This is a genomic window from Kitasatospora sp. NPDC059462, assembly GCF_042749955.1.
Classification (GTDB): Bacteria; Actinomycetota; Actinomycetes; order Streptomycetales; family Streptomycetaceae; genus Kitasatospora.
The window spans coordinates 37,346-52,705 of the sequence record NZ_JBHYUU010000037.1 but is presented as its reverse complement, the minus strand read 5'-3'; the positions used below and the strand labels follow the sequence as shown (position 1 = coordinate 52,705).

Sequence of the window (15,360 nt, the reverse complement as noted above, 5' to 3'; positions counted from 1 at the left end):
GGGGCCCGCCCCGGGGCCCGGGGGGCCGGCGCCGGCCCCCGGGGGGGGGGGCCGCCCCCCCCCCGCCCGCCCCCCCCCCGGCCCGTACCGATCAGAGCCGACGAGTGGAAGGGAAGACTATGAACACGGCGATAGCCGTCGGTCGTGTGGTCGAGTTGATCGAGGCGCAGGTCGATGCCGCGCCGGAGGCGGTCGCGGTCGTCGCCGAGGGGGCCCGGCTGAGCTACGGCGAGCTGGACCGGCAGGCGAACCGGATCGCCCGGAGGCTGATCGCCCTGGGCGTGCGGCCGGACCGGCCGGTCGGGGTGCTGCTGCCGCGCGGCCCGGAGTTGCTTCCGGCGCTGCTCGGGGTGTGGAAGGCGGGCGCGGCGTACCTCCCGCTCGACCTGGGGCTGCCCGCCGGGCGGCTGGAGTTCATGCTGGCGGACAGCGGGGCGGCGGTACTGATCTGCCGGGCCGACGCCGCCGGGCGGGTGCCGGCGGGCTTCGCCGGGGCGGTGCTCGAACTCGGGGAGGACGGTCCGGCCGTGGAGTCGGACGACAGCTCCCGGCCGGAACGGGCCTCGGACCCCGAGCAGTTGGCGTATGTGATCTACACCTCGGGTTCGACCGGCACTCCCAAGGGCGTGATGGTCACCCATCGTTCGCTGCTGAACGTGGTGCGCTCGGTCACCGAGGACGTGGGGGCCGGCCCGGCGGGCACCTGGCTCGCGGCCACCTCGGTCTCCTTCGACATCTCGGCGCTGGAGCTCTACTCGGCGCTGCTGGACGGCGGCCGGGTGGTGCTGGCGCCGGACGCGGAGGCGCGCAATCCCGCGGCGCTGCTGCGGCTGGTCGCCGACCGGGGCGTCAGCCACGTGCAGGCCACGCCCTCGGGCTGGCGGCTGCTGCTGGCCGCCGGGTTCGACCGGCCGGATGTCCACGCGCTGGTCGGCGGGGAGGCCCTGCCGGTCGCGCTGGCCGGTGAACTGCGGCGCAGGGTGCGCCGGTTGACCAATGTGTACGGCCCGACGGAGACGACCGTCTGGTCCTCGTTCTGGGAGGTTCCGCAGCGGCCGGCGGAGGTGCTCCTCGGCGGCCCGCTGGCCAACACCCGGCTGCACGTGCTGGACGGCGCGGGCCGCGCGGCGGGTGACGGCGGGACCGGCGAACTCTGTATCGCCGGGGACGGGTTGGCCCGTGGCTACGCCAACCGGCCGGATCTCACCGCGGAGCGCTTCGTCCCCGATCCATGGGGCGAGCCGGGGGCCCGGATGTACCGCACGGGTGATCTGGTGCGGCGCGGGCCCGGCGGCGCGCTGGTCTTCCTCGGGCGGATCGACACCCAGGTCAAGATCAGCGGCTACCGGATCGAACTGGGCGAGATCCAGGCCAGGTTGATCGATCACCCCGGGGTCCGCGACGCCGTCGTCACGGTGTGGGAGCCGAGCGAGGGCGACCTCCGTCTGGTCGCCTACCTGGTGCCCGTGGACCGGGCGCCGGAGGTGGCCGCGCTGCGGGCGCACCTGGCCGTGAGCCTGCCGGACTACATGATCCCGAGCACCTTCCTGGCGATCGCCCGGATTCCGCTCAGCATCAGCGGGAAGGTCGACCTCCAGGCGCTCCCGGCGCCGGCCCGGGCGTCCCGCCGGCCCGCGGGACGCGCCCGATGAGCCCTGCCGCGGGCACCGCGGGCACCGCAGGCACCGCCGAGACCCCCGACGCCCAGAACGCCCCCGACACCCCGGACACCCCGGACACCCCCGACGCCCGCGCCGCCGCGGACGCCCCCGACCCCGCGGACGCCCGGCAGGCCCCGCCCTCCGACCATCCGCCGCTGCACCGCAACCGGGACTTCACCCGGCTCTGGCTGAGCGCGGGCATCTCCCGGTTCGGCTCCTGCATCGCCATGGTGGCCTTCCCGCTGCTGGCGCTCTACCACACGGGGTCGGCGGCCCACGCCGGGCTGGTGGGCTTCGCGGCGGCGCTGCCGAACCTGGTCGTCCAGCTGCCGGCCGGCGCCTTCGTGGACCGCTGGGACCGCCGTCGGGTGATGCTCTGGTGTGACGTCATCGGGCTCCTGACGGTGGCCAGTGTCGCGGTCGCCGTCGCCCGGGACGAGGTGTGGCTGCCGCACCTGATGCTGGCCGCGTTCGTGGAGATGAGCCTGGCCACCTTCTACGACCTCGCGGAGCGCGCCGCGGTGCGCAGCGTCGTCTCCACCGAGCAGTTGCCGACCGCGATGTCGCGCAACGAGGCGCGCGGTTCGGCCATCGGTCTGCTCGGCCAGCCGGCCAGCGGTCTGCTGCTGTCGGCCGCCCACTGGCTGCCGTTCGGCTTCATGGCGGCGGCGAACCTGCTGGCGCTGGGCATGCTGGCGCGACTGAGGCGCGACCTCCGGGCGGTGGTGGGCGAGCGGTCCGGCCGGCGGCTGTACACGGACATCAGGGACGGGGTCAGCTGGCTGTGGCGGCGGAAGTTCGCCCGGTTCCTGGTCGGGTTCTTCGCCGGCAGCAATCTGATCTTCCAGGTGCTCGCGCTGACCGTGATGGTGATCATCCAGCGCAACGGCGGTTCACCGGCCGACTTCGGGATCGTGGCGGCCGCCCGCGGGATCGGCGGGATCGCCGGCTCGCTCGTCGAGCCGCACCTGTCGCGGCGCTACCGGCTGCACACCGTGCTGGTGATCGTGACGACGCTGTGGGTGGTCCTGATGCCGTTCGTGGCGCTGCTCCACCGGCCGGTGGCGCTGGCGCTGGTCCTGGGCGGTCTGAGCTTCGCCTCCGGGATCCTGAACGTGGCCGCCTGGGTGTTCCAGGTGCAGAACACGCCGGACGAGATGCAGGGCCGGGTCAACGGCACCGCGCGGTTCCTCGGCGCGGGCTTCAACTCCCTCGGTGCGCTGGGCTGCGGCTACCTGCTCGACGCGATCGGGACGACCCGGACCTCGATGCTGCTGTGGGCGGCGGTCGCGGCCCTCGCCGCCGTGGTCGGCTTCAGCCGGACCGCGCGCACCGAGAAGGATGTGGATTGATCCGCATATGACTCATATAGCTGATGTATAGGCATTCTTCGCATCATCGTTCAGTGCATTCATCTCGTCCTTCGACCGGTTGTCCCGGAGGGATCCCCATGACGCAAACGGGCGGCAAGTGGTTTCAGGGGTACGGCGCCGCGGCCCGTCCCGCTCTGCGGCTGGTGTGCTTTCCGCACGCGGGCGGCGTACCGACGTTCTTCCACGGCTGGGCGGCGCACCTGCCGGAGGACATCGAGCTCCGGGCGGCCTGCTACCCGGGGCGCCAGAGCCGCATCCACGAGCGGCCGGTGGAGTCCATGACGGCGCTCGCCGACGAGGCCGCGCAGGCGCTGGCCCCCCTGCTGGACACCCCGGTGGCCTTCTTCGGGCACAGCATGGGCGCGGCGCTGGCCTACGAGGTCGCCCGCCGGCTCGACGAGCTCCACGGGGTCCAGCCGGTGCGGCTGTTCCTGTCGGGCCAGCCGGCGCCGCACCGCAGGGAGCCGAGCCGGCTGCACCTGGAGGACGACGCGACGCTGGTCGCGGCGGTGCGCCGGCTCGGGCTGTCCTCGGCCGACGCGATGGCCGATCCGGAGCTGCTGACCCTGACGCTGCCGGCGCTGCGGGCGGACTTCCGGGCCGTCGAGACCTATGCGCCGGAGCCGGCCAAGGTCCGCTGCCCGGTGGTGGCCTACAACGGCGACCAGGACCGGGACTGCCCGCCCGGGACGGTCCGCGCCTGGTCGGAGCTGACCAGCGGCCGGTTCGAGTACCGGGCCTTCCCCGGCGGGCACTTCTACCTGGAGGCGCACACCGCCGCGCTGCTGCGGCACCTGGTGGGCCACCTCAGGGACGATCTGCGGCTGGCCCGGGCGGTCCGGGCCGCCGGGTCGCCGGTGCGGGCGGGGGGCGCGTGATGGCGCAGCAGGTCCTCCCCCTCTCGCACACCCAGGAAGCGCAGTGGTTCCTGTACCGGCTGGCGCCGCACAGCGGGGCGTACAACACCGGGCTCGCCGTGCGGATCCGCTCGGCGGTCGACCTCGCCCGGCTGCGGCACGCCGTCGCGGCGCTGGGCGAGCGGCACACGATGCTGCGCTCGCGCTTCGACGTGGTCGGCGGCCGGCCGGTGCGGATCGAGGAACCGCTGGGCGAGCCGGTGCTGACGGTGCGCGAGCTGCCCGGCGCGGACGACCCGGCGCTGCGGGCGGCGGTCCGCGAGGAGCTCGGCCGGCCGTTCGTGCCGGAGTCGGGCGCGCCGTTCCGGTTCGTCCTGCTGACCCGGGGGCCCGCCGACGCGGTGCTGCTGGTCGCGGGGCACCACATCGCCACCGACGCGGCGTCCAACGCGCTGCTGCTGGGCGATCTGCTCAAGGGGTACGAGCACCCGGCCCCGGCCGGACCGCCGCCGGCGGGCCGCTACCACGACCACGTCGACAAGGAGCGCCGGCTGCTCGCCTCGGCCCGCGGCACGGCGATGGGCGGCCACTGGCGCGAGGTCTGCGCCGAGGTCCCGGCGGCCGAGCTGCCCGCCGACCACCGGCGGCCGGACAGCCAGTCCTTCGCCGGTGACACCCTGCGGGTGACCGTGCCGCCCGAGCTGGCGGGGCCGGCGCTGTCGGCGGCCGCCGAGTGGGGGGTCACGCCGTACGCCTTCCTGCTGGCCGCCTTCCAGGTGGTGCTGCACCGCTCCACCCGGCAGCGCGAGTTCCTGATCGGTGCCCCGGTCACCACCCGGCTGAGCAGCCGGATGCGCGAGGTGGTCGGCAACTTCATGAACACCATCGTGCTGAAGGCGGCGTTCGCCGACGGGGCGACGTTCCGGGACACCGCCGTCGCCGCCAACGAGCAGATCCGCGGCGGCATGGACGCGGGGCGCTACCCGTTCCCGCTGGTCGCCCGCGAGTCGCGCAGCCGGCGGGCCGCCGGGCGGTCGGCGCTGTTCCAGATCACCTTCAACATGCTGTCCACCGCCCATGCCGCGGCCGGGCTGCGCCCGCTGCTGGACACCGGGGACGAGGACCGGGTCACCCGGTGCTCCGGGCTGCTGCTGAGCCCCTGGCACCTGCCCCAGCAGGAGGGGCAGGTCGACCTGGCGGTCGACGTGCTGCAGAGCGCCGAGGCGTTCGCGGTCGACTTCCGCTACGACACCCGGCTGTACGAGCGGGCGACGGTCGAGCGGCTGGCCGGTCACTATCTGCGCGCGGTCGAGCTGGCGGCCCGCACCCCGGACGCCCGGGTCGCCACGGCACCGCTGTGGCACCCGGTGGGCACGGGACGGCCGGCCGGTCTCGCCGGCCTCACGACGACGAGGTGAACCGCTCCCGTACCGGGTCCGCGGCAACCATGGAGAAAGGAATTGCGGGATGGGCGACTACCTGGTCGACCGGCTCAGGCGGTACGCACAGGACCGGCCGGAGCGGGACGCGGTCAGCTTCGTGCAGGTCAGCGGGTCCAGCCGGACGACTCTGACGCTGGGCTTCGCCGAGCTGGACCGCCGGGCGCGCTCGGTCGCGGCCCGGCTGCGCACCCGGTGCGCCGAGGGTGACCGGGTCCTGCTGCTGTACCCCACCGGGCTGGACTTCGTCGAGGCGCTGGTCGGCTGCATGTACGCCGGCCTGGTGGCGGTGCCGGCGCCGCTGCCGGTGAACAACGGGCGCCGGGGGCCGCGCACGGCCGCGATCCTGCGCAACGCCGGGCCCGCCGTGGTGCTGACCGACAGCCGGTCGCTGGCGGACGTCGTCGAGGCCGTCGCGGAGGCGGGCGCGCCGGAGCTCGACTGCGTCGCCACCGACACCTTCGAGCCGGACGCGGACGCCGCCGGGCCGCAGCCGTGGATCGGCGCCGACACCCCGGCCTTCCTCCAGTACACCTCGGGCTCCACCAGCGACCCCAAGGGCGTCGTGGTGACCCACCGCTCGCTGGCCGACAACATCCGGTACATGGAGCGGACGTTCGGCCTCGACGAGTCGATCACCTCCTGCAGCTGGCTGCCGCTCTACCACGACATGGGCCTGGTCGGGATGCTGCTGGCCCCGCTGTTCCTGGGGACCGGTACGGTGCTGCTGTCGCCCGGCGACTTCCTGCGCCGGCCGTACCTGTGGCTGCAGCTGATCGACGAGCACCGGGTGACCAACACGGCGGCCCCGAACTTCGCCTACGAGCTGTGCGCGCGGCAGGTGACGGCGGAGAAGGCGGCGGCGCTGGACCTCTCCAGCCTGCGGACGGCGGTGAACGGCGCGGAGCCGATCAACCCCGGTACGCTGGCCCGCTTCAACGAGCGCTTCGCGGTCTCGGGGCTCCGGCCGGACGCCGTCGCGCCCTGCTTCGGCATGGCCGAGGCGACGCTGCTGATCACCGCCACGCCGCGCGGCCGGCGGGCGCCGGTCATCGAGGCGGACCGGGCGGCCCTCGAACGGCACCTCCTGGTCCGCGCGGGAAGCGGCGCCGCCGGTGCCGACGACGCCGACGGCCCGGACGCCACGCACGGCCCGGACGGCACGCAGGGCCCGGACGGCACGCACGCCCCGGCGGAGGCGGACCGGCTGCCGCTGGTGAGCAGCGGCCGGGCCGACTGGATGGACGTGCGGATCGTGCACCCGGAGAGCCGGGTCACCCTGCCCGAGGGCGCGGTCGGCGAGATCTGGGTGCGCGGCGAGAGCGTGTCACCGGGCTACTGGAACAACCCGGAGGAGTCCGCGCGGGCCTTCGGGGCCGTCACCGCCGAGGGGGAGGCCGGATTCCTGCGCACCGGCGACCTCGGGGCCTTCGAGGACGGCGAGCTCTACGTGACCGGCCGGATCAAGGACATGCTCATCATCCACGGCCGCAACCTCTACCCGCACGACATCGAGCGCGAGGTCGCCGCGATGCACCCGGCCTTCCGGGGTCTGTCGGGCAGCGTCTGCTCGGTCCCCACGGACCAGGAGGACCTCGTGGTGATGCAGGAGCTGCGCATCCCGCGCGGCGAGGAGGTCGACCCGGGCGAGCTGGCGCGCCGGATCCAGGAGGAGCTGGCGGGCTCGCTCGGGGTGCGGCTGCCCAGCGTGGTGCTGCTGCGCCCGGGGCACGTGCACCGCACCACCAGCGGCAAGGTGCAGCGCTCCCTGATGCGGGAGCTGTTCCTGAGCGGCGGGCTGAAGCCCGTCCACGAGGAGCTGAGCCGGCCGGTCGGGCGGCGCTACCGGGCGGCGGCCGTGGCGGGGGGTGCCGCGTGAGGGCGCCGGACACCACCGTGGCGGCCGCGTTCGACCGGCTGCTGGGCGACCCGCACGACGCCGGGCGGCTGTTCTCCTACCCGCGGTGCGCCGAGCTGGACGAGCGGGAGGAGTTCCCGCTGGAGATCTGCCGCGAGCTCGACGTCCTGGGTCTGCCCGCCCAGTACGTGCCCGCCGGGTACGGCGGGGCGCTGGACAGCTTCCCGGAGGCGGTGCAGCTGGTCCGCGCCCTGGCCCGGCGCGACCTCACGGTCGCCGTCGCCCACGCCAAGACCTTCCTCGGCGCGGTCTCGGTCTGGGTCGGGGGCAGCCCGGAGCAGGCCGCGGCGCTCGGCGCCGACGTCGCCCGGGGCACCGTGGTCTCCTGGGGCCTGACCGAACGCGAGCACGGCAGCGACCTGCTGGCCGGGGAGGTCCGGGCCGAGCGCGTCCCGGGCGGCTACCGGATCTCCGGGGAGAAGTGGCTGATCAACAACGCCACCCGGGGCGACCTGGTCAGCGTGCTCGCCCGGACCTCCCCGGAGGGCGGCCCGCGCGGCTTCAGCGTCCTGCTGGTCGACAAGCGCCGGCTCGGCCCGGCGCAGTACCGCCCGCTCCCGGCGGCGCGGCTGCACGGGATCCGCGGCGCGGACATCAGCGGCGTCGTGTTCTCCGGGGCCGAGGTGCCGGGGACGGCGCTGGTCGGCGCCGAGGGCGACGGCATCGAGACGGTGCTCAAGAGCCTCCAGCTGACCCGCACCCTGTGCGCGTCGCTGTCGCTCGGCGCGGGCGACCAGGCCCTCGGCATGGCCACCGGCTACGCGCTGACCCGGCTGAACCACGGGCGGCGGCTGATCGACCTGCCGCAGTCGCGCCGGCTGCTCGCGCAGTCCTACGCGGACCTGCTCGCGGCGGAGGCGCTGACCCTGGTGGCCGGCCGGTCCATCCACGCGCTCACCGAGGAGCTCGCGCTCGTCTCGGCGGCGACGAAGTACCTGGTCCCCACGCTGGTGGACCAGGCCCTCGGCCGGCTCGCCCGGCTGATCGGCACCCGTTCGCTGCTGCGCGGCGACACCTTCGCCGACGGCCGCTTCCAGAAGGTGCTGCGCGACCACCGGATCGTCGGGATCTTCGACGGCAACTCGGTGATCAACCTGCACGCGCTGGTCAACCTTTTCCCGCTGATCGCCCGCGGCCACCGGCGCGGCGCCGCGCCCGGCGCCGGGCTGCGGACGGCGACCACCCTCACCGAACCGCTGCCCGCGTTCGACCCGGGCCGGCTGGACCTGCTGCCCCGCGACGGCTGCGGGCTGCTGCGGGCGCTGCCCGCGGCGGTCGAGGAGCTGCGCGCCCTCGCCGACGCCGGCACCGTCCCCGCCTCGCTCGCCGCGTGCGCGGCCGACGTGGCCGGCGCCGCCGACGAGCTGATCGGCCGGATCACCGCGTACCGGCCCGTGCCGGCGGGGGCCCCCGCCGAGGCGTTCGAGCTCGCCGAGCGCTACGCCCGCTGCCTCGCCGCCGCCGCGGCGGTGCACCTGTGGCTCCGCAACCGGGAGTCGGACCTCGCCCTGGCGGGCCACGGGCTCTGGGACTCCGGGCTGTGGCTGGAGGGCTGCCTGGTGCGGCTGCTGCGCTCGCTGCGCCCGGTCCGCACCGCGTACCTCGCCGCCGACGGCGGACAGGACCCGGAGCAGGCCGTCGACCGGCTGGTGGAGCCGCTCGTCGACCAGTTCACCGCCGGGCGGCTGCCCTCGCTGCTGCCCTACCAGCTCACCGGAGCCGCCGTATGACCGCCCTCGACACCGCCTCCCCGGCCCGGCCCGCACCGGCGGGCCCGCTCGGCGACCTGGAGACCCCGGACCCGCTGGAGCTGCTGCTCGGCGACCCGACCGACCCCGGCAACCCGGTCGGCTACCAGGCGTTCGTCGACGCCGACGAGCACGGCGACTTCCTGCCCGCCGGCCGCAAGGCCATGGAGGCCTACGGGATCGGCGCGGAGTTCGTGCCGACGGCGCTCGGCGGCCGGCTCGTGCAGGCCGACCGGCTCGCCCGGGTGCTGCGCACGGTGTTCCGCCGGGACGGCGCCCTGGGCCTGGGGTTCGGCGCGATCAACCTGATCGCCTCCTCCACCGTCTGGGCGGCCGGTGACCAGGCGCAGCGCCGGTGGCTGGCCGACGTCCTGCTGGGCAACGGCCAGACCGCCGGTGCGATCACCGAACTCGCCCACGGCGACGACCTCGCCCGCACCCGGCTGACGGCCACCCCGCGCGGCGCCGAGCTGGTGCTCGACGGCCGCAAGGAGGTGATCAACAACATCGCCCGGGCGCACGCGATCACCGTCCTGGCCAGGACCAGCACCGAGCCCGGCAACCGCAGCCACTCGCTGCTGCTGGTGGACCCGGCCGCGGTGCCGCGCGACCGGCTGCGCTTCCTGCCCCGCTTCCGCACCTCCGGCATGCGCGCCACCCACCTGGGCGGGGTGGAGTTCCTGGAGTGCCCCGTGCCCGCCTCGGCGGTGGTCGGCGAGATCGGCGACGCCATGGAGACGGTGCTGCGCTGCTTCCAGGTCACCAAGTCGGTGGCGAGCAGTGCGATGGTCGGCGCGCTGGACACCATGCTGCGCACGGTCACCGACTTCACCCTGCGGCGCCGGCTGTACGACCGCACGGTGGCCGAACTGCCCCACGCCAGGGCGCAGCTGACCGCCGCCTTCACCGATCTGCTGGTCTGCGACAGCCTGGCGACCACGGTGTGCCGCTCGCTGCACGTGCTGCCCGGCCAGACCAGCGTCTACGCGGCGGCCGCCAAGTACCTGGTCCCGATGCTCGCGCAGAACGCGGCCGACGGCCTGGCGGTGCTGCTCAGCGCCCGGTCGTTCCTGCGCGAGGGCCCGCACGCGGTGTTCCAGAAGCACCTGCGGGACCTGCCGGTCGCGGCGCTGGCCCACTCCGGGGCCACCATCTGCCAGGCGACGATGATCCCGCAGCTGCCGAGGCTGGCCCGCAAGAGCTGGTTCTCCTCCGCCGCGCCGGACCCGGTCCTGTTCCGGTTCGGCGAGCCGCTGCCCGAGCTGGACTTCGGCCGGCTGGCGGCCGGCGCCGGGCCGGACGACCGGCTGATCGCGACCCTGCCGGCGGCCGACCTCTCGGGCGACCCGGCGCTGCGGGTGCTGCACGGACGGCTGCTGGAGGAGCTGCGGGCCCAGAAGAACGGCTGGACCGGGCTGCCGCCGCGCAACCGGACGCCGTTCGCCGGGCCGGTCGCCTTCGAGCTCGCGGAGCGCTACGCCGTCCTGCTGGCGGCCGCCGCCTGCGTGGGCGTGTGGCAGCACAACCAGGACCACCCCAGCGCGTTCGTCCGCGACCCGGCGTGGCTGGTCTGCGCCCTCGACCGGCTCACCGCGCGGCTGGGGTACGACCCCGTCGACGGCGCGCGGGAGGCCGGCCACAAGGTCTTCGCGGAGCTCACCGCCCGGTACGCGGCCAACACCGGCTTCGACCTGATCGGCCGCCGGCTCTGCTGAACCGGCGCCACCGCACCACCGCGCCACCGCCCTCCCCACCACCCGGAATCCCGAGAGAGGAACCCGATCATGACCGCCCCCGTCGAGGAAGCCGTCGACTGCCCCACCCCGGAGGAGATCCGCGCGCTGCTGATCCACCACGTGGTCTCCTTCCTGGAGTGTCCGGAGAGCGACATCGACCCGGACGTCCCCCTGATCCAGTACGGCCTGGACTCGATCTTCGCGCTCACCCTGTGCGGGGACATCGAGGACGAGTACGACATCGACATCAAGTCGACCCTGGTGTGGGACCACCCCACCGTCAACGGCATCACCGGCTACGTGCACGGGATCCTGAGCGAGAAGGCGCGGGAGATCTGATGGCCCTCGACACCGCCGTGACCACCGGGCCGCTGGACCTGGCCTCCTTCGGTCCGCGCATGCTCACCGACCCCTACCCGGTCTTCGCCGAGCTGCGCGAGCGCGGACCGGCCCACCGGGTGCGGCTGTTCGACGGCAGCGAGGCGTGGCTGATCGTCAGCTACCCCGAGGCCCGCGCCGCGCTCGCCGACCCCCGGTTCCGCAAGGACTGGTCGGCGGCCGACCCCGCGCTGCGCAAGGAGGTGATGGGCGACGGCAGCGAGGGCGGTTCGCGGCCCAAGGTCGGCCGGCACATGCTGTCCGCCGACCCGCCGGACCACACCCGGCTGCGGAACCTGGTCTCGCGGGCCTTCACGCCGCGCCGGATCGAGCTGCTGCGCCCGACGATCCAGCGGACCACCGACGAACTGCTCGACGCGATGCTGCCGCAGGGGCGCGCCGACCTGCTGGACGCGCTGGCCTACCCGCTGTCGATGGCGGTGATCTGCGAGCTGCTCGGCGTCCCGGTGCCGGACCAGGAGCAGTTCCGCCGCTGGTCGGGTTACCTGGTGGTGAACGACCGGAGCCCGGCCGCCGCCGAGGCCGCCCAGCGCTTCCACGCCTACCTCCGGGAGCTGGTCGCCGCCAAGCGGGAGTCCCCCGGCAGCGATGTGCTGAGCGCGCTGATCCAGGTCCAGGACGACGACGGCGACCGGCTGTCCGAGGAGGAGCTGCACGCGACGACCCTGCTGCTGCTCCTGGCCGGCCACGAGACCACCCTCAACATGATCGGCAACGCGGTGCTGTCGCTGCTGCGGCACCCGGACCAGCTGGCGGCGCTGCGCGCGGACTGGTCGCTGATCGACGGCGCCATCGCCGAGTCGCTGCGCTACCAGGGCCCGTTGAAGACCGCCAGCGTCCGCTTCGCCGCCGAGGAGGTGCGGGTCGGCGACACGGTGATCCCCGCCGACGGCAGCCCCGTGCTGGTGGCCCTGGCGGCGGCCGACCGGGACCCGAACCGGTACCAGGACCCGGACCGCTTCGACATCACCAGGAACACCAACGGGCACCTGGCGTTCGGGCACGGGGTGCACTACTGCCTCGGCGCGCCGCTGGCGCGGCTGGAGGGGGCGGTGGTGGTCCGGTCACTGCTGGAGCGCTGCCCGGACCTGGCGCTCGACGTGCCGGTCGAGGAGCTGGGCTGGCGCGGCGGCATCGCCCTGCGGGGCATGACCGAACTGCCGGTCCGCTTCACGCCCGTGCGCGGGTGACGACCGGTCCCGGGGCGGGGGCCCCGGGCACGGGGGCTGTAGCCAGTACCAGGGCGAGAACGGGCACCAGGGGGAGCGACCGCGCCCCGCGATTCGGGAATCGTGGGGGGTACGCCGCCGACCCGCCCGCGCAGAGCAGGAGAGATCCCCGTGACAGCCGTTCCGCCCGCCACCCCGTCCCGGCGCCGTAGCACCGTCGGGCGGGTCGTGGCGGGCACGGCGGCGGTGGTCTCGGCCGCGGCCCTGGCCGGCGCCGCCGCCCGGTGGCCGGCCGCCGCCGCGCCCGCCCCCTACGTGCGGCGCGGGCGCTTCGACCGGCCGCTGCCGCTGCTGTCGCTGCGCCGGCTGGACGGCCTGCTGCGGGCCCGGGCGGGCGAGCGGCTGCTGGAGATCGGCCCCGGTTCGGGGCGCCAGGCCCTGCACGTCGCCCCGCAGTTGGGCCGGGAGGGGCGGCTGGACATCGTCGACGTGCGGCACCGGGCGCTGGACCGGGTCGTGCGCAGGGCGGCGGGCAGCGGCATCGGCACCATCGTGCCGTGCCTGGCCGACGTCCACCACCTGCCGTTCGGCGACGCGGTCTTCGACGCCGCCTACCTGGTCACGGTGCTCGGCGAGCTCCCGGCCCCGACGGGGACGCTGGCCGAGCTGCGGCGGGTGCTCAAGCCGGGCGGCCGGCTGGTCGTGGGCGAGTGCTTCCACCGGCACCAGCTGCGGGTGCCCGCCCTGGCCGCGCACGCGGCCCGCGCCGGGCTGCGGGTGGAGGCGCTGAGCGGCCCGTCCTTCGCCTACTTCGCGCTCCTCCAGCCGCTCCCCGGCCGCCGCTGACGGCCGGGGCACCGTCAGCGGGCGCGGTTCGCGTAGGCCTGGGAGACGGCGACGAGCTCCCGGGCGTCGGCGCCGAGCCCGCTCGCCGAGGGGAACGCCACCCGGGTGGCGGACAGCGCGGCGTTGGGGTCCTCGACGGCCGGCTTCAGGGCGAGGGCCTCGGCGATGTGGCGGGCGAGGCGGTCGGCGGGCCCGCCGGCGAGGTCGTCGGCGGGGGCGACGCGCGCCAGGTAGGGGCTCAGCCGCACCAGCGCGTCACGGCACTCGATGAGGCGGCGGTAGAACCGGGCGTGGGTGTGGCGCAGCCCCAGCCGGCCGAAGCGGGTGCGCTCCGGCTCCCGGGTCAGGACGAGTTCGGGGTAGGCGTCGGCGAGGACGGTCCACAGCGGGGCGAGCCCCTCGTACATCCGGCGGTGGTGCAGCACCGAGCGGACGTAGGCAACCAGTTGGGCGCCGGCCGCGTAGCAGAGGCCGGCCAGCACCAGGCCCGTCCCCCAGTCGTCCGGCGACCAGCCGCCGGTGTCGAACGCGGGGTGCGGCCCCGGTCCGCCGGTCCGCAGGCCCGCCCGGACCATCCGCGCCGCCGAGGCGAGCGCGACCACGCCGAGCCCGAGCGTCACCGTGCGCAGGCCGAGCGCCAGGTGCCGCCCGGCCGGGCGGGCGTAGCGCCCCGCCCACAGCGCCGAGGCCAGGCAGGCGTACAGCAGGTAGCCGTTGCCGATCACGGCGAAGGCCGCGAGGGAGGTCCGCGCCGCCCCGGGGGTGCCCGGCGGGTGGCCGCGCAGGGCCTCGGGGGTGGCGAGGGTGCACAGCGCCAGGGCGGCCACCACGGCGCCGAGCAGTGCCGCCTCGAACCGCATCCGGGCCCGGTTCTCCCGGTACCCGCCGCGCAGCGAGGAGACGAAGAAGACGGTCAGCGCCGCCAGTCCCGCCATGGAGGCCGCGCCGGAGGCGAGTTCGCCGACGCCGGCGGCGGTGACCGCGTCGGTGGCGCTCAGCACCGCCGGGAAGCCGAGGAGCTCACCGGCGGTCAGCAGGAGCAGCGAGGCCACCAGGACGCGCAGCGCGCGGTCGAACGGTGCGCGCGCCAGGTCGACCGCCTTCCACACCGATCCGGCGACCAGTACGACGGTGGCGGGTTCCCGGAGGATCACGTCCGCCCCCAGCGGGAGCCGAGGGCGGAGCGCAGCACCCCGGGCGCCGTGGCCTGCGGACCGCGGGGCGCGAGGTCGCCGGTGACCACGGCCCACTCCTGGAGGATCGTGGCGACCAGTTCGGCCTCGCGCTCGTTGTCCTCGTCGTAGCAGGTCCGCAGGAAGCCCCGGCGCCGGTGCTCCCAGGGGTACTCCGGGCCGAGGTCGGGGAAGGCCGCGGCCGCGGCCGCGGCCCCGGCCCCGGTCCCGTCGTCCTGGTGATCCGCGAGCAGGTGGCCGATCTCGTGCAGGATGATGTGGTCCTGGTGGACCCTGGTGGTCTCCTGCTGGTAGAAGATGCAGTCGTCGTCGTCCCGCGACATCCAGACCCCGAACGGTCCGGGGACCGGCAGCGGCCACGGGATCAGCCGGATCGGCTTGCCCCGGTACTCGCCCAGCCGTCGGCACAGCTCGTCGACCCGCAACGGGGGCTGGATCTCCAGCTTGCGCAGGAGACGCTTGCAGGAGCGGCGGAGATCGCGTTCGCGTACAGACACGCGTCCATGCTCACACCGCGGGGTCCGCCGCTCCAGCCTGGTCGAGACTTGCCATCATCTTTAGCAACTGTTCCCGCATCGCGGGCGTCATCGCCCCGGCCCGCATGGCGATCGCCCGCACCTGGTGGCTCGCGAGCCCGCGCTGCAGCAGCTCGTCCTCGGCCGAGGACTCGGCGACCAGCCACTGCACCGTGACCCGCGGGGCCCCCGGCTCGCGGTGGTCGTCGAAGAACTTGGCGAGCCCTTCCAGCACGCTCAGCGTGGGGTTCGTGTGCGAGCCGTTGCGCAGCATCGCCAGGTAGCTGCGCGACAGCGTCGCCGGGTGCGACGGGTCGTCGGTGACCGCCTTGGCCACCTGCGCCGTCGAGTACTCCCACTGCCGGCCGTGCGCGTCGGTCCGCCGTGTGCGCGCGAACAACGCATTCAGCCTCTCGGCGAGCGACCGCCCGCCTTCCCTTTCGTCCACCACCGTGTCCGCACCTCCCGGCCGGATCGCCGTCCGCCCGCCCTTGAACCGGATCCCC

At 75.1% G+C, this 15,360-nt stretch carries 13 protein-coding genes; 10 read left to right on the top strand and 3 right to left on the bottom strand.

Annotated elements, in window-relative coordinates; genetic code table 11:
• Positions 1-119 precede the first annotated feature (119 nt).
• The 10 genes from ACFXAM_RS12885 to ACFXAM_RS12840 all read left to right on the top strand — a co-directional run bounded on the left by ACFXAM_RS12885 (position 120) and on the right by ACFXAM_RS12840 (position 13,146).
• A complete protein-coding gene (locus tag ACFXAM_RS12885) occupies positions 120-1,652 on the top strand; it encodes an amino acid adenylation domain-containing protein (protein WP_380290371.1) in 1,533 nt (510 codons plus the stop codon).
• Entirely contained in the window at positions 1,649-3,013 is a 1,365-nt protein-coding gene (locus tag ACFXAM_RS12880; RefSeq protein WP_380290369.1) for an MFS transporter, read from the top strand. The genes ACFXAM_RS12885 and ACFXAM_RS12880 overlap by 4 nt, the downstream gene beginning before the upstream one ends.
• Before the next feature lie 98 nt (positions 3,014-3,111).
• The gene (locus ACFXAM_RS12875) at positions 3,112-3,912 is read left to right on the top strand and encodes a thioesterase II family protein (RefSeq protein ID WP_380290367.1); all 801 of its coding nucleotides are present in this window, start codon (positions 3,112-3,114) and stop codon (positions 3,910-3,912) included.
• A complete protein-coding gene (locus ACFXAM_RS12870) occupies positions 3,912-5,309 on the top strand; it encodes a condensation domain-containing protein (protein ID WP_380290365.1) in 1,398 nt (465 codons plus the stop codon). Before ACFXAM_RS12875 ends, ACFXAM_RS12870 begins: the two co-directional genes overlap by 1 nt.
• Before the next feature lie 49 nt (positions 5,310-5,358).
• Positions 5,359-7,209, top strand: a complete 1,851-nt coding sequence (locus tag ACFXAM_RS12865; protein ID WP_380290363.1) for a fatty acyl-AMP ligase — start codon at positions 5,359-5,361, stop codon at positions 7,207-7,209.
• Positions 7,206-8,978: an acyl-CoA dehydrogenase family protein gene (locus ACFXAM_RS12860; RefSeq protein ID WP_380290361.1), complete on the top strand. Its 1,773-nt coding sequence runs from the start codon at positions 7,206-7,208 to the stop codon at positions 8,976-8,978. The genes ACFXAM_RS12865 and ACFXAM_RS12860 overlap by 4 nt, the downstream gene beginning before the upstream one ends.
• A complete protein-coding gene (locus ACFXAM_RS12855; protein ID WP_380290359.1) occupies positions 8,975-10,711 on the top strand; it encodes an acyl-CoA dehydrogenase in 1,737 nt (578 codons plus the stop codon). The genes ACFXAM_RS12860 and ACFXAM_RS12855 overlap by 4 nt, the downstream gene beginning before the upstream one ends.
• Positions 10,712-10,780: 69 nt before the next feature.
• Positions 10,781-11,071, top strand: coding sequence for an acyl carrier protein (locus ACFXAM_RS12850; RefSeq protein ID WP_380290357.1), 291 nt, complete (start codon positions 10,781-10,783; stop codon positions 11,069-11,071).
• Positions 11,071-12,321: a cytochrome P450 gene (locus tag ACFXAM_RS12845; RefSeq protein ID WP_380290355.1), complete on the top strand. Its 1,251-nt coding sequence runs from the start codon at positions 11,071-11,073 to the stop codon at positions 12,319-12,321. The genes ACFXAM_RS12850 and ACFXAM_RS12845 overlap by 1 nt, the downstream gene beginning before the upstream one ends.
• A gap of 150 nt (positions 12,322-12,471) precedes the next feature.
• Positions 12,472-13,146 (top strand): class I SAM-dependent methyltransferase, encoded by a 675-nt coding sequence (locus ACFXAM_RS12840; protein WP_380290353.1) that lies wholly within the window; start codon positions 12,472-12,474, stop codon positions 13,144-13,146.
• A 14-nt stretch (positions 13,147-13,160) separates the two neighbouring features.
• Here ACFXAM_RS12840 and ACFXAM_RS12835 read toward each other — a convergent pair whose 3' ends face one another.
• The 3 genes from ACFXAM_RS12835 to ACFXAM_RS12825 are packed head-to-tail and all read right to left on the bottom strand — an operon-like array spanning position 13,161 to position 15,254.
• Positions 13,161-14,300 carry an MAB_1171c family putative transporter gene (locus ACFXAM_RS12835; RefSeq protein ID WP_380290351.1) on the bottom strand — a complete coding sequence of 380 codons (1,140 nt, stop codon included), beginning with the start codon at positions 14,298-14,300 and terminating at the stop codon, positions 13,161-13,163.
• A complete protein-coding gene (locus ACFXAM_RS12830; protein WP_380290349.1) occupies positions 14,297-14,836 on the bottom strand; it encodes a hypothetical protein in 540 nt (179 codons plus the stop codon). The genes ACFXAM_RS12835 and ACFXAM_RS12830 overlap by 4 nt, the downstream gene beginning before the upstream one ends.
• 10 nt (positions 14,837-14,846) lie before the next feature.
• The gene (locus ACFXAM_RS12825) at positions 14,847-15,254 is read right to left on the bottom strand and encodes a hypothetical protein (RefSeq protein ID WP_380290347.1); all 408 of its coding nucleotides are present in this window, start codon (positions 15,252-15,254) and stop codon (positions 14,847-14,849) included.
• Positions 15,255-15,360 lie beyond the last annotated feature (106 nt).